Annotated in this window: 16 protein-coding genes and 1 tRNA gene; 4 read left to right on the top strand and 13 right to left on the bottom strand. The window is 71.7% G+C overall.

Going from position 1 to position 18247, the window contains the following annotated elements; genetic code table 11:
* Window positions 1-5: 5 nt before the first annotated feature.
* The 5 genes from ACFUTX_RS04195 to ACFUTX_RS04175 all read right to left on the bottom strand — a co-directional run bounded on the left by ACFUTX_RS04195 (window position 6) and on the right by ACFUTX_RS04175 (window position 4075).
* The gene (locus tag ACFUTX_RS04195) at window positions 6-905 is read right to left on the bottom strand and encodes an FAD:protein FMN transferase (RefSeq protein WP_378860925.1); all 900 of its coding nucleotides are present in this window, start codon (window positions 903-905) and stop codon (window positions 6-8) included.
* A gap of 3 nt (window positions 906-908) precedes the next feature.
* Window positions 909-1382, bottom strand: coding sequence for a hypothetical protein (locus tag ACFUTX_RS04190; protein WP_378860924.1), 474 nt, complete (start codon window positions 1380-1382; stop codon window positions 909-911).
* A gap of 138 nt (window positions 1383-1520) precedes the next feature.
* Window positions 1521-2555 (bottom strand): ribose-phosphate diphosphokinase, encoded by a 1035-nt coding sequence (locus ACFUTX_RS04185; protein ID WP_378860923.1) that lies wholly within the window; start codon window positions 2553-2555, stop codon window positions 1521-1523.
* Window positions 2530-4002, bottom strand: a complete 1473-nt coding sequence (gene glmU / locus ACFUTX_RS04180) for a bifunctional UDP-N-acetylglucosamine diphosphorylase/glucosamine-1-phosphate N-acetyltransferase GlmU (RefSeq protein WP_378860922.1) — start codon at window positions 4000-4002, stop codon at window positions 2530-2532. Before glmU ends, ACFUTX_RS04185 begins: the two co-directional genes overlap by 26 nt.
* A 1-nt stretch (window position 4003) precedes the next feature.
* Window positions 4004-4075 (bottom strand) — tRNA-Gln (locus ACFUTX_RS04175).
* 72 nt (window positions 4076-4147) lie between these two features.
* On the opposite strand from ACFUTX_RS04175, the gene ACFUTX_RS04170 reads away from it, so the two are divergent.
* Window positions 4148-4645, top strand: a complete 498-nt coding sequence (locus ACFUTX_RS04170) for a MarR family winged helix-turn-helix transcriptional regulator (RefSeq protein ID WP_378860921.1) — start codon at window positions 4148-4150, stop codon at window positions 4643-4645.
* Between the two features lie 6 nt (window positions 4646-4651).
* Here ACFUTX_RS04170 and ACFUTX_RS04165 read toward each other — a convergent pair whose 3' ends face one another.
* From ACFUTX_RS04165 to ACFUTX_RS04150, 4 genes are read right to left on the bottom strand one after another with little or no spacing between them, the layout of a single operon-like run.
* Entirely contained in the window at window positions 4652-6463 is a 1812-nt protein-coding gene (locus tag ACFUTX_RS04165) for an ABC-F family ATP-binding cassette domain-containing protein (protein WP_378860920.1), read from the bottom strand.
* Between the two features lie 47 nt (window positions 6464-6510).
* Window positions 6511-7854: a GNAT family N-acetyltransferase gene (locus ACFUTX_RS04160; protein WP_378860919.1), complete on the bottom strand. Its 1344-nt coding sequence runs from the start codon at window positions 7852-7854 to the stop codon at window positions 6511-6513.
* 47 nt (window positions 7855-7901) lie between these two features.
* Window positions 7902-8828 carry a 4-(cytidine 5'-diphospho)-2-C-methyl-D-erythritol kinase gene (locus ACFUTX_RS04155; protein WP_378860918.1) on the bottom strand — a complete coding sequence of 309 codons (927 nt, stop codon included), beginning with the start codon at window positions 8826-8828 and terminating at the stop codon, window positions 7902-7904.
* A complete protein-coding gene (locus tag ACFUTX_RS04150) occupies window positions 8825-9892 on the bottom strand; it encodes an aldo/keto reductase (RefSeq protein WP_378860917.1) in 1068 nt (355 codons plus the stop codon). Before ACFUTX_RS04150 ends, ACFUTX_RS04155 begins: the two co-directional genes overlap by 4 nt.
* Before the next feature lie 164 nt (window positions 9893-10056).
* On the opposite strand from ACFUTX_RS04150, the gene ACFUTX_RS04145 reads away from it, so the two are divergent.
* Window positions 10057-11643, top strand: a complete 1587-nt coding sequence (locus ACFUTX_RS04145) for a stealth family protein (protein WP_378860916.1) — start codon at window positions 10057-10059, stop codon at window positions 11641-11643.
* Here the strand turns inward: ACFUTX_RS04145 and ACFUTX_RS04140 are convergent.
* Together ACFUTX_RS04140 and rsmA are read right to left on the bottom strand one after the other, a co-directional pair.
* A complete protein-coding gene (locus ACFUTX_RS04140) occupies window positions 11591-12508 on the bottom strand; it encodes a phosphodiesterase (RefSeq protein WP_378860915.1) in 918 nt (305 codons plus the stop codon). The two genes, ACFUTX_RS04145 and ACFUTX_RS04140, sit on opposite strands and share 53 nt — an antisense overlap.
* A 101-nt stretch (window positions 12509-12609) precedes the next feature.
* Window positions 12610-13458, bottom strand: coding sequence for a 16S rRNA (adenine(1518)-N(6)/adenine(1519)-N(6))-dimethyltransferase RsmA (rsmA, locus tag ACFUTX_RS04135; RefSeq protein ID WP_378860914.1), 849 nt, complete (start codon window positions 13456-13458; stop codon window positions 12610-12612).
* A 52-nt stretch (window positions 13459-13510) separates the two neighbouring features.
* On the opposite strand from rsmA, the gene ACFUTX_RS04130 reads away from it, so the two are divergent.
* Together ACFUTX_RS04130 and ACFUTX_RS04125 are read left to right on the top strand one after the other, a co-directional pair.
* Complete coding sequence (locus ACFUTX_RS04130) at window positions 13511-14980, top strand: sugar porter family MFS transporter (protein WP_378860913.1); 1470 nt, start codon at window positions 13511-13513, stop codon at window positions 14978-14980.
* A 48-nt stretch (window positions 14981-15028) separates the two neighbouring features.
* Window positions 15029-16330 (top strand): MFS transporter, encoded by a 1302-nt coding sequence (locus tag ACFUTX_RS04125; RefSeq protein ID WP_378860912.1) that lies wholly within the window; start codon window positions 15029-15031, stop codon window positions 16328-16330.
* A gap of 12 nt (window positions 16331-16342) precedes the next feature.
* Here the strand turns inward: ACFUTX_RS04125 and ACFUTX_RS04120 are convergent, their stop codons facing one another.
* Both ACFUTX_RS04120 and ACFUTX_RS04115 read right to left on the bottom strand, forming a co-directional pair.
* Entirely contained in the window at window positions 16343-16702 is a 360-nt protein-coding gene (locus tag ACFUTX_RS04120; RefSeq protein WP_378860911.1) for a YciI family protein, read from the bottom strand.
* A complete protein-coding gene (locus ACFUTX_RS04115) occupies window positions 16699-18054 on the bottom strand; it encodes an RNA polymerase sigma factor (RefSeq protein WP_378860910.1) in 1356 nt (451 codons plus the stop codon). Before ACFUTX_RS04115 ends, ACFUTX_RS04120 begins: the two co-directional genes overlap by 4 nt.
* Between the last annotated feature and the right edge of the window lie 193 nt (window positions 18055-18247).

Here is an 18247-nt window from a genome sequence, read left to right as displayed (position 1 = left end):
GTCGCTCACGATCCCACGCTAGCCGGTCGGGTGAAGAGCTCGGCACTGCAGCCCGGAGACCACTCGACGCGGCCGTCGGTGGTCATGCGCACCCACTCCACGTGCCAGTCGAACGCGATCCGCGGCCCGCCGTCGAAGAAAAGCGCGGTGGCGACGGCATCGGCCCGCATGGCGTCGGCGGCGACGGCCCAGGTCGCGGCCACCGTCCGGACCGGCGCGCCCGTCCGGGCGTCCAGGACGTGGTGGAGCCCGTCGCCCCACGCGCGCCGGGTGATCCCGGACGCGCAGAGCGCGGCATCCGTCACCTCCCACACGCCGACGACGCGGCGCGGGTCGAAGGGATGCTCCAGCCCGACGCGCTGCGGCTCCCCACGCACGGCGAGGTCTCCGCCCGCATCGACGACGACGTCACCGGGCGCCATCGCGATCACCAGGTCGAGCACCAGGTCGACGAGCCGGCCCTTGCCGAGCGCCCCCACATCGATCACTCCCGGGCCGTCCAGCCGAAGAGCGCCGTCGTCCCACGAGAGGCGCCGGGTCCAGTCCGCCGGGGCGGCGACCGCTTCGCCCGGCGTCAGCGAGTAGGAGGAGTCGTAGCCGAGGCGGACGAGCGACTCCCCCACCAGGGGATTGACGGCGCCGGCGGTCGCCGCCGACAGTTCGACGTAGGCGTCGAGCAGGAGCGCGGCGTCACCGGGCGCGGGACGCGAGCCCCCGTCGGTCGCGAGCAGCGACACCGTCGAGTCCGGCCGGAACCGCGACCACTCCGCGTCGAACCGCTCGATGAGGCGGCCGACCTCCGCCCGCTCGCTCTTGCCCAGCGCGCGAGCCGTCACGACCTCCCACCGGGTGCCGATGGCCTCGAACCGCCACGCCTCACCCGTTCCGCGCGAGGAGCCGGCCATGGTCTACGCGGCCGCTTCGGCCTTGATCGTCTCGATCGCGTCGTTGAACCCGCCGCTGGTCAGCGACGACCCGGCGACGCGGCTGACGGAGATCTCGTCGATGTCCTGCCCGACGACCGCGTCCGAGATGCCGCCGATGAACTGGGACTGGTACCGCTCCGACTCGGGCCGCTGCGGATCTCCGGTGACCTCGACGGCGGTGATGACGTCACTCTCGAGCGTCACGGTGACCGTGATCGACTCGACCGACTCGGGCGTCGCGTACGACCCCTCGGCGGTGTACGTGCCGTCGGCGTACGAACCGCTGCCCCCGCCCGTGGATCCCGTGTCGCCCGACGTCGAACCGGTCCCGCCGGACCCGTCCGTCGTGGAATCGGCCGTCGACGGAGCGCAGCCCGCGATGAGGGCGATGCCCGCGACGGCGGCGAGGGCGCTGCCCGCGCGGACGGGACGGGAAGCGACGGCGGTGCGGATCATGACGGTCCTCCTGGGGTCGATGGCGGTGCGGCCGGCCGGCGCGTGAAGGGCGGCGCCGTCATCGCATCCTGACAGCGCTCCCTATGAGCGACCTTCGGATGAGATCACGGTCTCGCGAGCGAGATGGTTCAGAACCGGTCAGGCCGCGCCGTCGAACATGCTGGTCACCGAGCCGTCCTCGAAGACCTCGTGGATCGCCCGTGCGAGCAGCGGAGCGATGGGGAGGACGGTCAGGCGCGGGAAGCGCTTCTCTTCGGGGATCGGGATCGTATCGGTGACCACGACCTCGTCGATGGCGTCGCTCTGCAGCCGCTCGGTGGCGGGATCGCTGAAGATCGGGTGCGTCGCCGCGACGATGACCTTGACGGCGCCGTTGGCCTTCAACGCCTCCGCCGCCTTCACGATCGTGCCGCCGGTGTCGATCATGTCGTCCACGAGGAGGCACACCCGCCCCTTCACATCACCGACGATCTCGTTCACCGTGACCTGGTTGGCGACGTTCGGGTCGCGGCGCTTGTGGATGATTGCCAGCGGCGCGCCCAGGCTGTCGGACCAGGTGTCGGCCACCCGCACGCGCCCGGTGTCGGGCGAGACCACCGTCAGCTTGGCGCGGTCGTCGTCGGTGAGCGTCTCTTCGAAGTACTCGAGCAGCACCGGCTTGGCGAAGAGGTGGTCGACGGGACCGTCGAAGAAGCCCTGGATCTGGGCGGCATGCAGATCGACGCTCATGACGCGGTCGGCGCCCGCGGTCTTCAGGAGGTCGGCGACGAGGCGCGCGCTGATCGGCTCGCGGCCGCGTCCCTTCTTGTCCTGTCGCGAATACGGGTAGTACGGCGCCACGACCGTGATGCGCTTGGCCGAGGCCCGCTTGGCCGCGTCCAGCATGATGAGCGTCTCCATGAGCCACTCGTTCACCGGCGGGCCGAAGCTCTGGATCAGGAAGAAGTCGCAGCCTCGGATCGAGACCTCGAAGCGGGTGAGGATCTCACCCGACGCGAACGTGCGGTACTCGGTCGGCACGAGCTCGGTGCCCAGCTGCTGCGCCACCTCGACCGCCAGTGCGGGGTGCGAGCTGCCGCGCGCGACCACGAGCCGCTTCTTGGTCTTGGCGACCAGTCCGGGCGCGATGTCGTTCTCGCGGTCGAGCTCAACGGTCTTCTTCTTGCGCCCCATCGTCCGCTTTCTGTGCGGACCGAGCCTTGGCCGCGGCATCCGCGGCGCCGGTTCCCGGTCTGTTCTTCTCGACCCACCCCTCGACGTTGCGCTGAGGGGCGACGCTGAGAGCGAGGGCTCCGGCCGGGACATCCTTGCGGACGACAGCTCCGGCCCCGGTCTTCGCGCCGTCTCCGATCCTAACGGGAGCGACGAAGACGTTGTGCGAGCCGGTGTGCACCTCGTCGCCGATCTCGGTGCGGTGCTTGGTGAGATCGTCGTAGTTCGCCGTGATGGCACCCGCGCCGAGGTTGACGCCCCGGCCGATCGTGGTGTCGCCGATGTACGACAGGTGGGGCACCTTGCTGCGCTCACCGATGGTCGAGTTCTTCGTCTCGACGAAGGTGCCGATCTTGCCCTTGTCGCCGAGGTAGGTGCCGGGCCGCAGGTACGCGAACGGGCCGACGTTCGCGCCCGCTCCGATCACCGCGAGCGTCGCGTCGGCGCGCGTCACGACGGCGCCCTCGCCGACCTCGCAGTCGACCAGGCTCGTGTCGGGGCCGATCGTGGCCCCCTCGCCCACGGTCGTCGCGCGCAGGATGTGCGTGTTGGGCAGCACCGTCACGTCGGGCGCGAGCGTCGCCGTCACGTCGATCCACGTCGTCGCGGGATCGAGGATCGTCGCGCCCTCGAGCTGCCAGCGGCGCACCGTGCGCGCGTTGAGCACCCGGGCGGCTTCGCTGAGCTGGACGCGGTCGTTGACGCCGAGCGCGGTCTCGGCGCTGGGCGCCGCGGCGGCCGCCACCGTCAGGCTCGATTCGCGGAGCAGGCCGATGACGTCGGTCAGGTACTTCTCGCCCTGTGCGTTGGCCGTGCCCACCTGCGTGAGGCGGCTGCGCAGCTCCGTCGTCTGGAAGACGTAGACGCCCGCGTTGATCTCGGTGACGGATGCCTCGTCCGGCGTCGCGTCCTTCTGCTCGACGATCCGCGCGACCTCGCCGTCGGCGTCGCGGATGACGCGCCCGTACCCGGTCGCATCGTCGAGGTGCGCACTGAGGAGCGTCGCGGCGGCGGCCGCCGCGCGGTGGGCGTCGAGAAGCTGCTCGATGGTGTCGACCTCGAGCAGCGGCACGTCGGCGCTGAGCACGAGCACGTCGCCGGCGAAGCCGGGGAGCGCCTCGAGCGCGACCTCCACGGCGCGGCCGGTGCCCGGGACCTCGTCCTGGTCGACCACCACCGCTTCGGGAGCCGCGTCGCGGACGGCCGTCTCGACCAGGTCGCGCTCGTGCCGGACGACGACCACGACTTTCTCGGGCTGGAGCGACTGGGCGTGGTCGAGCACGTGGCCGACGAGCGTGCGACCGCCGATGCGGTGCAGCACCTTGGGAAGGGACGACTTCATCCGCGTGCCCTGGCCGGCGGCCAGGACGATGACGGCGAGACGGCGATCGTCGGTGTTGTGGGTCATGCTCCGCCGCCAGGATTCGAACCTGGGCCTCACAGCTCCAAAGGCTGTCGTGCTGCCGTTACACCACGGCGGATCGCCGCGTCGTGCGGCCGCCGTCAAGTCTGCCACGGCAGGATGGCGAGCGACGGACCTCGATAATGGGGGCATGGTCAAGGAGAGCGACGAGGTCGACCGCATCGTCGAGGCGTGGACGGCGCAGCGCCCCGATCTCGACTTCTCCCCGCTGGGCGTGCTCTCGCGGGTGGACCGGCTGTCGCGGCACCTCGATCGCGCGCGACGCGACGCCTTCCGCCGCAGTGACCTCGAGCCGTGGGAGTGGGACGTGCTCTCGGCGCTGCGGCGCGCCGGCGAGCCGTTCCAGCTCAGTCCCAAGCAGCTGCTTCAGCAGACCCTGGTCTCGAGCGGCACGATGACGAACCGCATCGATCGCCTCGTCGGCCGCCGGCTGGTGCGCCGGGAAGCCGACCCCGACGACGGGCGCAGCATCCTGGTGACGCTCACCGACGAGGGCAGGACGCGGGTGGATGCCGCCATCACGCGTCTGGTCGACGCCGAGGCGGTGCTGCTGGCGACGCTGTCGCGCGGGGACCGCGAGCGCCTGGCCGCGCTGCTGCGCAAGCTCAGCCTCGGTTTCGACGTCTAGCCCGGATCAGCCCATCGTCTCGGTGACCTCGAACCACCGCGCCTCGACGTCGTCGCGTTCGGCCTCGAGACTTCCGATGCGGGCCATCTCCGCGCCGAGCCCGACGTAATCCGACTGATCGTGGTCTGCCAGCCCCGTGCGAGCCGCCGTGATCTGCGCCTCGAGCTTCTCGAGACGCCGTTCCAGCGCTGCCGCCTCCTTCTGCGCCGCCCGCAGCTCGGCCCCCGACAGCCCCGCCGTCGGGGGGACGGATGCCGCGGCATCCGTCGTCGCAGACCCTGCGGCCCGTTCGCGTTCACGCAGGCGCAGGTACTCGTCGACGCCGCCCGGCAGGTGCCGCAGGTGTCCGCCCAGGATCGCGTACTGCTGGTCGGTGACGCGCTCGATGAAGTACCGGTCGTGCGAGACGACCAGAAGCGTTCCGGGCCACGTGTCCAGGAGGTCCTCCATGGCCGCCAGCATGTCGGTGTCGAGGTCGTTCGTCGGCTCGTCGAGGATCAGCACGTTGGGCTGCTCCAGGAGGATCAGCAGCAGCTGCAGGCGCCGCTTCTGGCCGCCCGAGAGGTCCTTGACCGGAGTCGACAGCTGCGCGCTGGCGAAGCCCATGCGCTCGAGCAGCTGGCCCGGCGTGAGGTCCTGCGCCTTGGACCCCGCCCCGAAGGTGTACGTGGTGCGCAGGCGTGAGATCACGACGCGGACCGGGTCGTCGAGGTGATCCTCGAGCTCGTCCAGGCGCTGGGTGAGCGTGGCCACCTTGACCGTCTTGCCGCGCTTGACCCGGCCCGACGTCGGCTCCACGTCGCCCGACACCAGTCCGAGCAGCGTCGACTTGCCCGCGCCGTTGACCCCGAGGATGCCGGTCCGCTCGCCGGGCGCGATCCGCCATTCGACGGGGTGCAGCACCTCGCGCGATCCCCCGTCGGGCGCCGGGAAGGAGACGGCGGCGTCGAGCAGGTCGACGACGTCCTTGCCCAGCCGTGACACGGCGAGGGACTGGAGCTGGGTCTTGTCGCGGATCTCCGGCACGTCCGCGATGAGGGCGTTGGCGGCGTCGATGCGGAACTTGGGCTTGGACGTGCGGGCCGGCGCGCCGCGGCGGAGCCAGGCCAGCTCTTTGCGGGCCAGGTTCTGCCGGCGCGCCTCGATCGCCGCCGCCTGCCGGTCGCGCTCCACCCGCTGGAGGATGTACGCGGCGTACCCGCCCTCGAACGGCTCGACGACGCGGTCGTGCACCTCCCACGTGCGCGTGCACACCTCATCGAGGAACCACCGGTCGTGCGTGACGACCAGCAGGCCGCGCTGGCCGCTCGCCCACCGCCGCTTGATGTGGTCCGCAAGCCACGCGATGGCCTCGACGTCCAGATGGTTGGTGGGCTCGTCGAGGAAGATGACGTCGTGGTCGCCCGACAGCAGCGCGGCCAGCGCGACGCGGCGCCGCTGTCCGCCGGAGAGCCCGGTCACCGGGCCGTCCCACGCGATGCCGCCCAGCAGACCCGCCACGACGTCGCGCGTGCGGGGATCGCCGGCCCACTCGTGCTCCGCGCGGCCGCCCACGACCGCCTGCGCGACGGTCAGCGTGTCGTCGAGGGTGTCGGACTGGTCGAGGACGCCGATGCGCACGCCGCTGCGCACCGTCACGCGGCCCGCGTCGGGCTCGAGCCTTCCGGCCAGCATCGCCAGCAGGCTGGATTTGCCGTCGCCATTGCGGCCCACGATGCCGATGCGGTCGCCCTCGTCGACGCCGAGCGAGACGCCGTCGAAGACGACTTTCGTGGGGAACTCCAGGTGAAGGGCCTCGGCCCCGAGAAGATGTGCCATGTCGCTTCCAGGCTAGGCGAGCCCGAGCGGCGGCTGCGCGGGCGGACTCAGTACCAGATGCTCAGGCGCGGCGCGGTGTGCCAGCCCAGCACCCGCGACGCGGCGCCCGGGTCGGAGGCGCTCACCCTGCCGGCGGAGACGAGCGTGGCGACCGAGACGCCCCCGAGGTACACCGCCGACAGCTCGGCCACCCCCAGCGCCACCTCGACCGCACCGGCCGGCAGCGGGCCGTCCCACGCCGATACGGACCCGCGGCCGTCGGGGCCGACCTCGAGCAGGTACCGGCCCGCGGTGAAGCCGAGCGAATCGGCGACGTCGAGCGCGAGCAGACCCGGGGCTCCGTACCGGCGCGCCTCCAGCGCCGCGGTCACGTCGAGGATCCGGACGTACTGGTGATCGCGCACCGTCACCGTGGCGGCGCGCTGGTCGGCGATCATCCACCGCAGCGGCTCGTCGACGGACAGCTCGTCCGCGTGGACCTCGGCGACCAGGTCGAGCTCGAGGAGGAAGCGCCACAGCGCCGCGTAGGCGTCATCGCCGTCCGCGAGCAGATAGGCGACGTTCACCGTCGCCTTCGTGAAGTCGTCGTGGTTCTCGCGCACCGTGTAGAGCGCGAGCCCCCGCACCTCGCCGGACGGATCGGTGTACTGGATCGCACGCTTGTCTCCCGCCTTCTCTGCGGTCGGCTCGGTGCCGGCGAAGCGGTCCCAGTGCGAGCCCGGCACGTCGATCTCTCCCGCGACCCGCAGGCGCACGCGATCGTGGACGCCGGGCGCGAGCTCGCGCAGTCGCTGCCGCGGGATGAAGTCCACGCGGCCGTCGGGGCGCGGGCCGATCCACGCCGCGCGGCGGGTCTCGATGCGCCACGACGCGCTCGCGGCGGCGGGAGCGAAGCCGTACCGGCCGTACAGCGGCGACTCGCTCACCGTGAGCATGGCCACGGGGACGCCGGCGGCGTGGGCGGACCGCAGCTCGCCCTCGAGCATCGCGCGCGCGATGCCGCGGCGGCGGTGCGTGGGCGCCACGGTCACCGCCGAGATCGCGCACGACGGCAGCGCCGCGTGCCCGGGGACCGTCAGCTCGCCGAGCCACGAGGCGATCGTCGCCACCGGGGCCTCGGAGACGGGCGCGGCGGGGTCGTAGACGCCGGTCAGCCGCCGGTACGCCGACCGCTCGCGGGCCGAGGCGATGTGCTCGTCGCTGCGTTCGCCGTCCTGGAAGCCTCGGGCGACGGACTGCAGCCACGGCGCGAAGTCCTCGCCGTCGACGCTCGTGCGCCGATACACGAGCCCGCCTTCGGCCAGGCGCGTGCGGGACTGCTCGTCGACCGAACCGGATCGGAACGCGGCCCGATCGGACTCGGCGGCGACGGGGGTGTCGGGCGTGCTCATGCGGATGCCTCCTTGCGCGACGTTCGGATGTGGAGCGTTCGTGGATGTCAGGAGCCGACGACCCGCGCCCCCGCCACGGGGCCGTGGACGTGGAGCGCCTCGAAGCCGGCCGCCGACAGCGTGACCTGCAGTTCGAGGGCCGACTCCGGGTCGGCTGCCAGGAAGGCCAGCGTAGGGCCGGACCCCGACACCATCCCCGCCAGCGCACCCGACTGCTCGCCGAGCTCGAGGACGTCGCGCAGCGACGGCCGCAGCGACAGTGCCGCCGCCTGCAGATCGTTGCGGGTGCGTTCGGCCAGGGCGACCGGGTCGGCGGCGCGCAGCGCGTGGAGCACGGCCGGGTCGACGTCGGGCACGCGCGGCGACCCCACGTCGCGCTGGGCGCGCAGCACGTCGAGGTGCGCATAGACGTCGGGGGTCGAGAGCCCCTCGTCGGACGGGACGACGACCCAGTCGAACCGGCCCTTCGCCAGCGCCGGGCTCAGCTGATCGCCGCGGCCCGTGCCGATCGCCGTGCCGCCCATCAGCGCGAAGGGCACGTCGGCGCCGAGACGCGCCGCGAGCTTGTGGAGCTCAGCACTGCCCAGCTCGGCCCCCCACAGCGCGTCGCACGCGACGAGCGCGGCCGCGGCATCCGCCGACCCGCCCCCCATGCCGCCGGCGACCGGGACCGACTTGACGATGTCGAGGTGCACGCCGCCGCGGTGTCCGACGCGCTGCGCGACCAGGCGTGCGGCCCGCACGGCGAGGTTGCGGTCGTCGGCGGGCACCGCCGTCACATCGACGGTGCCCGAGATCGTCACCGAGAAGTCGTCGCTCGGCGTCGCCCACACGTTCTCGTACAGCGAGACCGCCTGGTAGGCGGAGGCGACGTCGTGGTACCCGTCCTCCTGCACCCCGCCCACCTCGAAGAAGAGGTTGAGCTTGCCGGGCGCACGGACGTGGACGCGATCGGTGACGAGAGCCTCGCTCACGAGGTGGCCGACTCCGCCCACAGGTCGACGTCGATGCCGTCCGACAGAGCGTCGATCTGCTCGAGCTCCTCGGTGGTGAACGCCGGGCCGCGCAGTGCGGCGAGGTTCTCGTCGAGCTGGGACGGACGGGACGCTCCGATGAGCGCCGAGGCGACGACCCCGTCCCGGAGCACCCACTGGATCGCCATCTGGGCGAGCGACTGGCCGCGCTCCTTCGCGATGACGTCGAGTCCTCGCAGCGTCGCCAGGCCCCTTTCGGACAGCGAGCCGCTCGGGACGGACCAGCGGTTCTGGGCCCGGTCGGCCGGTCCGCCGCTGAGGTACTTGTCGGTGAGCAGGCCCTGCGCGAGCGGCGTGAAGGCGATCGCCCCCATGCCCTCCTGCTTGAGCACGCCCGTCAACCCGTCCTCCACCCAGCGGTTGAGGATCGAGTAGGCGGGCTGGTGGATCACGAGCGGGGTGCCCAGCGAGCGGGCGACGGATGCCGCGACCGCCGTGCGCTCGGCGCTGTACGACGAGATGCCGACGTAGAGCGCCTTGCCCTGGCGGACGAGCGTGTCGAGGGCGCCCACGGTCTCCTCGACCGGCACGTCGGGGTCGACGCGGTGGGAGTAGAAGATGTCGACGTAGTCGACGCTCATGCGGCGCAGGGACTGCTCCGCGCTCGCGATCAGGTACTTGCGCGAGCCGCCGTTGCCGTACGGCCCATGCCACATGTCGTAGCCGGCTTTGGACGAGAGGATGAGCTCGTCGCGGTACGGCGCGAAGTCCTCGCGCATCATCCGGCCGAAGTTCGTCTCGGCGGAGCCGTACGGGGGACCGTAGTTGTTGGCGAGGTCGAAGTGCGTGATGCCCTTGTCGAACGCGTGGCGCAGGAGCGTCCGCTGGTTGTCGAACGGGATGTTGTCGCCGAAGTTCCACCACAGCCCGAGCGACACAGGCGGCAGCGTCAGGCCCGAGTCGCCGACCCGGCGGTAGTCGCCGAGGTCGTAGCGGTCGTCGGCGGCGGTGTAGGGGCGGAGCAGGTCTCCGCCGTTGGCGCGGTAGCGGGTCTCGTCGGTCACCGGTCCAGGCTAGCGGCGACGGGAGCGACCCGCAGGGGGTCGTCGGAGCAGCACGACGGCGGGGCCGGTGTCAAGGGGCTTCCCGCGAAACGTTCGCGTAACGGATGACGTCTAGGGTGGCTTCACGCGAGGCGCATCGCCCGCCGTCACGTGAAGGAGGATCCATGCCCGCTCTCTCGATCGTGCCGAACCACCACGACACCTGGACCGCGCTGCTCGAGCGTCCCGACATCGTCCTCGACGCCGGCGTGCTGCACGTGGTGCACGACACCGTCACACCCGCGCAGGCGCGGGAAGCCGACCTGCTCCTCGTGGCCGACGCGCTCGAGGCCGCCGGCATCGGCGTGCGCCTGATCCGCCACGATCGCACCGTTCCCGCCCTGGTCGTGGATCTCGAGGCGCGCGAGCAGGCGATGGCGGCACTCGCTGCCGCCGGGGCGACCGAGCCGCTCTACATCAAGGGCAAGGGCCGGCCCGCCGTGCGCGCGACCGAGGCGCCCGTGCCGGGCGACGCCCCGACCGCGCTCCGGATCTTCCGCCCCCGCGTCGCCCGCACCGGCGGCCTCCGCTACGGTGCATCGCTGGCGGCGCGACTGGAGTTCTGGCGCTTCGGCGAGGAGCTCGTCGAGGCTCCGAGCGACAACGCCCTGACGCGCCGCCTCACTCCCGTCGAGGACCTCGAACCCGCGGTCGTCGACCGGTACGGGCGCTCCTGGAACACCGTGGCGGGGATGTTCGACCCGCAGCCGCACGAGTTCACCGCGGACGTCGACATGGTGTTCTCGTGGGTCGACGGGTCGTCGAGCGAGTTCCAGCGGCAGCGCGCCGCGCGCATGGCCGAGTACGTCGTCGGCGACGGGGACGACGGTCCCGCGCGGTACCGGCACGTCGACGAGCTGCGTTACGCGCTGCGCAGCGTGCACATGTACGCACCGTGGGTGCGCCGGATCTTCATCGCGACGGACTCCCCCGCCCCGGCGTGGCTGCTCGATCACCCCAAGGTGACGATCGTGCGCAGCGAGGAGTTCTTCGCCGACCCGACAGTTCTGCCCACCCACAATTCGCACGCCGTCGAGGCTCAGCTGCACCGGATCCCGGGGCTGGCGGAGCACTTCCTGTACTCCAACGACGACATGTTCTTCGGCAGGCTGGTCGAGCCGGAGCTGTTCTTCACCCCGGCGGGCGTGACGAAGTTCGTCGAGTGCGAGGTGCGCATCGGCGCGGGACGCCCGGCGGTCCACCGCAGCGGGCACGACAACGGGCTGCGGGTCAACCGGGCGCTGCTGGCCGATCGGTTCGGGCGCACGATCGTGCGCGATCTGGAGCACTGCGCGGCACCGCTGCGGCGCAGCGTGATGGCCGAGCTCGAGCTGGCGTTCCCCGACGACTTCGCGCGGACCGCGGCATCCCGTTTCCGCTCCGCCACCGACATCTCGGTGACGAACAGCCTGTACCACTACTACGCGCTCATGACCGGACGTGCCGTCGCCACGCGTCACCCCCGCGTGCGTTACGTCCAGACCACCCTCGCCGCCTCGCTGCGGCGCATGGAGCGGCTCGCGGAGCGCACCGACGTGGACATGTTCTGCCTGAACGACGGCGGTGAGACAGAGGTGCCGGAGCAGCTGCGCACGCGCGTCGTCCGCGACACGCTCGAGCGGATGTTCCCGGTGCGGGCGCCGTGGGAGCGCGATGAGCTCACCGAGGCAGAGCGATCGGCTCGGTCGGCGCATCCCTCCGCTCGGAGATGAACGGCCCGACGCCGGCGAGAGCCAGTCGGCGCTGGGCCTCGGCAGGATCGATGTACTCGAGCACGCGGGGGGCGTCGACGGGCACGACCGAGTGCACGACGGTGTCGTCGTAGAGGTGCACGAGGTTGAACGCCTGGGCGCCGTCCTGCGGGCGCGTGCCACCCGTGGGGACGGTCAGATCCTGCGCGTAGCACGTCGACGACGCGACCGAGACGGGGATCCCGGCGAAGGTCGCGAACGTGGAGTAGTGCAGGTGCCCGGCGATGATCGCCCGCACGTCGGTTCCCCGCAGCACCGAGGCGAGGCGTCGCTGGTCGCGCAGCTCGACACTCGCCGCGAGCGGCAGCACGCTCGGCACCGGCGGGTGATGCATCGCCAGGATCGTCCCCAGGGGCGCCGGCGTCGCCAGCACGTCGGCGAGCCAGGCGAGCTGCCGGTCGCGCAGCTCGCCGTGGTGCGATCCCGGGACGGTCGAGTCGAGGGTGACGACCCGCAGGCCGTCGAGCTCGGCCACCGCATCGACGGGGTCGGTGCCGCCGGGCTCGTCGAGCAGCGCGCGGCGGAAGCCGGCGCGGTCGTCGTGATTGCCCATGACCCAGAAGACGCGCGCACCCAGTCGCTCGGCGAACGGGTCGACGAGGCCCCGCAGGTCGGCGTAGGCCCCGGCCTCGCCGAGGTCGGCCAGGTCGCCGGTGAACACCACGGCGTCGGGGCGGACGCCGCTCGTCTCGATCACGCGCAGGGCGCGGGCGAGGCGGTCGGTCCCGTCGACCAGGTCGAAGAGCCGCGAGCCGTGGGCGCGCAGGTGGGTGTCGCTGACGTGCAGCAAGATACGTTCGGCGTTCGGGTACTCGGCGCTCAGCATCGTGTTCTCCCAGTCCTCGCGGTCGAGACGGGACCTTCCCGGAATGCTACCCACGCGAGCGGGCGGATCCAGCCGAAACGCGGTGAACGCTGAGGGAACCCTTAGGGTCCGATCGCCCGCGCGATACGCACGAAGTCGTCGACGCCGAGCTCCTCGCCGCGCGCGGTGGGGGCCACGCCCGCCGATTCGAGCACCGCGGACGCCTCGGCCGCCGTGCCCCCGAGCACACCCGCGAGCGCCTGGCGCAGCATCTTGCGGCGCTGCTGGAACGCCGCGTCCACGATCGCGAAGACGCGTCGCCGCTCGTCGTCGTCGCCGCGCGGCTGCGGGTCGCGATGGAACCCGACCAGGACGCTGTCGACGTTGGGCACCGGCCAGAAGACCTGTCGCGAGACGGTGCCGGCCAGACGCCACGGGCCGTACCAGGCGGCCTTGACGCTCGGCGCACCGTAGACCTTCGAGCCGGGCGGCGCCGCGAGCCGCTCGCCCACCTCGGCCTGCACCATCACGACGCCGCGCTCGAGGGCGGGGAACGTCTCGAGGAAGTGCAGCAGCACCGGGACGCTCACGTTGTACGGCAGGTTCGCCACGAGAACGGTGGGGTCGCCCGGCAGATCCCTCACCCGCAACGCGTCGGCGTCCACGACCGTGAGGGCGCCCGCGGGGACGCCGTGGGCCGCCGCCGTGGCCGGGAGTCGTGCGGCGAGTCGGTGATCGATCTCGACGGCGGTGACCGATGCCCCGGCCTCGAGGATCGCGAGCGTGAGCGATCCGAGGCCCGGCCCCACTTCGACGACGCTGTCGCCCGCGCGCACCTCGGCGACGTGGACGATCTTGCGCACCGTGTTGGCGTCGACCACGAAGTTCTGACCCAGCTTCTTGGTCGGGGTGACGTCGAGGTCGGCGGCGAGTGCGCGGATCTCGGCCGCACCCAGCAGAGACACGGGCATGGCTTCACTGTACCCAGTGCCGCCTGTGCTCCCGGGGGCTAATGTGGCCTGAGTGAACACCACTGGCTCGATCCCGTCCGACGCGTTCTCTCTGAAAAGCCCCTACGGGCGACGAGCCATCGGGCTGTCGGTGGCCGCCGCCGTCGGCGGATTCCTGTTCGGCTTCGACTCGTCGGTGATCAACGGCGCGGTGGACTCCATCTCCTCCGACTTCGCGCTGAACGACGTCATCACGGGGTTCGTGGTCGCCATCGCCCTCCTCGGCTGCGCCGTCGGGGCCGTCGTGGCCGGCAACCTGTCCGACCGGTGGGGACGCCTGCGGGTGATGTTCCTGGGCGCGATCATGTTCTTCGTCAGCTCGCTCGGCGCCGGGCTGGCGTTCTCGGCATGGGACCTCGCGCTGTGGCGGGTGGTCGGCGGTCTCGGCATCGGGATCGCGTCGGTCGTGGCGCCCGCCTACATCGCCGAGATCGCGCCCCGTCAGATCCGCGGCGGCCTGGCCTCGCTCCAGCAGCTCGCCATCACCATCGGCATCTTCGCTGCGCTCCTGTCGGACGCGCTGCTGGCCGGCAGCGCGGGCGGCGCCGACAACGTGCTGTGGCTCGGGCTCGAGGCGTGGCGCTGGATGTTCATCGTGGGTGTGGTGCCGTCGGCGGTCTACGGCATCCTGGCCTTCACGCTGCCCGAATCCCCTCGGTATCTCATCGCGAAGGGTCGCCACGATGAGGCGCGGGCGATCTTCGCCCGCCTCGTCCCCGAGGCCGATCTCGACCACACGATGCGCGATCTGCAGACCGCGATCGAGACCGATCGCAAGAACGCGGGCGTGTCCCTGCGCGGTCCGGTGCTCGGCCTCCAGCGCATCGTCTGGGTCGGCATCATCCTGTCGGTCTTCCAGCAGTTCGTCGGGATCAACGTGATCTTCTACTACTCGACGAGCCTGTGGCAGTCGGTCGGCTTCGACGAGGGCGACTCGTTCACGATCAGCGTGGTGACATCGATCACGAACGTGCTGGTGACGCTCATCGCGATCTTCCTGGTAGACCGGGTCGGGCGGAAGCCGATCCTCCTCACCGGCTCGGTCCTGATGACGCTGTCGCTGGGGCTCATGGCGATCTCGTTCCTGTTCGCCACCACCAACGCCGACGGCGAGGTGCAGCTGGGTGCCCCGTGGGGACCGATCGCGCTCATCGCGGCGAACGTGTTCGTCATCGGCTTCGGCGCCTCGTGGGGTCCGCTGGTGTGGGTGCTGCTGGGCGAGATCTTCCCGAGCCGGATCCGCGGCAAGGCGCTCGGCGTCGCCGCCGGCGCGCAGTGGATCGCGAACTTCCTCATCACCATCTCCTTCCCGGCGATGTCGTCGTGGTCGCTCCCCCTCACCTATGGCATGTACGCGCTGTTCGCGGCCCTCTCCTTCGTCTATGTGGCGTGGCGGGTGCCCGAGACGAAGGGCATGGACATCGAGCAGACCGAGACGCTCTTCGTCCGGCAGAGCCGCGCGGAACGGGCCGGCGGCGCCTGACCCGGCCGCAGAGCGGGCGGCGCGGCTCCGGCGGTCTAGGATCGTGGGATGCCCTCCCTCGGCGACGCCATCGCACCACCCCGCATGGGACGGGATTTCCGGTGGCTCCTGGCGTCGTCGTGGACGAGCAACATCGGCGACGGCATCGCACTGTCGGCCGCTCCCCTGCTCATCGCGTCGCTGACGTCGTCGCCCGTCCTCGTGGCTGCGGGGGCGATGATGCAGTTCCTGCCCTGGCTGCTGTTCGGGCTGCTCGCCGGGTCGGTCGCCGACCACCACGACCGGCGGAGGCTGGTGATGCTCGCCAACGCCCTGCGGGCGGTCGTGGTCGCCGTGCTCGTGGTGTTCCTCCTCACGGGGGCCGCGAACGTGTGGATCGTGCTCGCGACCGCCTTTCTCTACGGCACAGCGGAAGTGTTCGCCGACTCGGCCGGCAGCACCCTGCTGCCGATGCTGGTGAAGCCGACCGACCTCGGCATCGGCAACGCGAGGATGCAGGCGGGGTATCTGGTGGGCAACCAGCTCGCGGGGCCGCCGCTGGGCGCGTTCCTCTTCGCCGTCGGCTCGTTCGTGCCGTTCCTGGTGCAGGTGGTGTGCGTCGCCCTGGCCGTGCTGCTGATCTCGCGCATCGCGCAGACGCCGGTGCCGCCGCGCACCGAGAAGCCCGAGGGTGAGCCGAGGCATCCGATCCGCGAAGGACTGCGCTGGCTGCGCGGGAACCCGCCGGTGCGCACGCTCGTCCTCATCATCCTCGTCTTCAACGTCACCTGGGCCGCGCCGTGGGGCGTCCTCGTGCTCTACGCCACGGAGTACCTCGGCATGGGACCGGTGGGTTACGGAGCCCTGACCACGGCCTCCGCGCTCGGCGGCATCATCGCGATCTTCGGCTTCGGCTGGCTCGAGAAGCGCGTGTCGTTCGCCACCCTGATGCGGGTGTGCCTCTCGTGCGAGGTGCTCATGCACCTCGGGTTCGCCCTGACGACCTCGCCGGTCGTCGCGTTCGCGCTCATGTTCGGCTTCGGTCTCTACGCGTTCGTGTGGGCGACCATCTCGACCACGGTCCGCCAGCGGCTGGTGCCGCTGGAGCTGCAGGGACGCATCGCCTCGGTCAACATGGTGGGCGTCTTCGGAGGCCTCGTGATCGGGCAGCTCCTGGGCGGACTCATCGCACAGGTGTGGGGGCTCACGGCACCGTGGTGGTTCGCTTTCGCCGGCTCCGCCCTCACCCTCGCGCTCGTGTGGCGTCCGATCTCGCACATCGCGGCGGCGAAGCCGGTGCTCGAGGGCGCGCCGGGCGACAGCGACGGCGGCCTCGAGCCGGGGCAGGGCGGGATGCCGCTCCCCGACTGAGCCGGCCGCCCGTCAGTCCTGCTCCCACGGGAGGCGCACGACGGGGAGCACCAGCACCCGCCCGGCGACGGCGGTCGGATGGCCGGCCATGTACTGCGCCGCCTGCTCGATCGACTCGGCCTCGATGAGGTCGTAGCCGGCGAACCACTCCTTGAACTCGGGGAAGGGTCCGTCCGTGATGATCGTTCGTCCGTCGCGCACCGACACGGACTTCGCCTGGTCGCGGCCGGCCACGGGGGATCCGGAGCCCAGGGCGCCCGCGCGGTCGCCCTCCTCGACCCAGGACTCGAGCATCCGGCGGTCCTCATCCGGCGGGAGCGGCGTTCCTGTGGCGTCGGTCAGGTGGAGGACGAGGTACTGCTGCGTGGTCATGCGGGTTCTCCGTTCGCGGGCGGGGTGTGGTTCATGGGCGTGACGCGGTTCGTAGGCGGGTCGGGGTCGGGGTGATCGCGGCGGCGGGTGAGGTGCGCGATCTCCGCGGGGTTGGCCGCGAGCCCGATCGCCCGGTCGTACGCCTCGACGGCCGCGTCCTCGCGCCCGATGGCGCGCAGCAGCTCCGCCCGGGTGGCGTGGAAGGCGTGGTGGCCGTCGAGCGGCACCGCCACACCCACCAGCACGTCGAGCGCCGCGTGCGGAGAGTCGCGCTCGGAGACCGCGACCGCCTTGCCGAGCGTGACGACCGGGCTCGGATCGATCTGCTCGAGCAGGTCGTAGAGGTTGACGATCCTCTCCCAGTCGGTGTCACGCGGATGCGCAGCCGATACATGGACGGCGTTGATCTCCGACAGGAGGCGATACCTGCCGGCGGGGCGCGCGGCCACATCGGCCGGCCGCTCGTCGATCAGCGCCAGGCCCTCTGCGATCAGCGCCCGGTCCCAGGCGTCGCGGTCCTGGGCGTCCAGCCGCACGAGCTCGCCCTCGGGAGTGACACGGGCTCGGGCACGCGCCTCGGTCAGCAGCATCAACGCGAGCAGCGCGCCCGCCTCGGCCCAGCCGTCGCTCCCCGACGGGAGCAGATCGCGGACGAGCCGCGCGAGACGGATGGCTTCCGCGGTGAGGTCGGGACGCAGCGGATCCGATCCGGCGCCGGAAGTCAGGTAGCCCTCGTTGAAGATCAGGTACAGCACCGCGAGGACGCCGCCGATCCGGGCGGGCAGGTCCTCGTCGGCGGGGACGCGGAACGGGATGCGCGCTGACCGGATCTTCGCCTTGGCGCGACTCAGCCGCTGCGCCATCGTCGCCTCCTGAGCGAGGAAGGCGTGCGCGATCTCACGGGTGGTCAGGCCTCCGACGATCCGCAGGGTGAGCGCCACGCGCGACTCCATCGACAGCGCCGGGTGGCAGCATGCGAAGATCAGCCGCAGCCGGTCGTCCGCCACCGCGCCGACAGGTTCCGGCGTCGCATCGTCGGTCAGCGCCAGCGCCTCGCGGTGCAGCTCGCTCCGGCGGGCATCCCGGCGGATGCGGTCGATCGCCTTGCGGTGCGCGGTCATCGTGATCCAGCCCGCCGGGTTCGGCGGGACGCCGTCGACGGGCCACCGCACCACGGCCACCGCGAACGCCTCGGCCGTCGCCTCCTCCGCGATGTCGAGATCGCCGAAACGTCGCGCGAGGCCGGCGACCACGCGGGCCCACTCGTCGCGGTGGGTGCGGGAGATCGCCGCCGCGGCATCGGCGCTCACGCTCGTGCGTCCCGCGTCATCGGGGGCACGATCATCCGGCACGGCACGACGCATCCTCCTCTGTCCCGGCGCCGCCGTCGACGACGCTCACCTGAGCTACGAACGGCTTCGCCTCGATTCGACATCGTCCGAGAAGAAAAGTGCAAGCCGTTTCCGGCCGGGTCGTGTCGAGAACGACGTCGCCCGCTCGTGGTCGTCAGGAGAGCGGTCCGCAGCGGGCCGCCCGGAAGGAGAC

It is taken from the genome of Microbacterium sp. NPDC057407 (assembly GCF_042803895.1).
In the GTDB taxonomy this organism is placed as follows: Bacteria; Actinomycetota; Actinomycetes; order Actinomycetales; family Microbacteriaceae; genus Microbacterium.
This window is presented reverse-complemented; position numbering and strand designations above follow the sequence as displayed.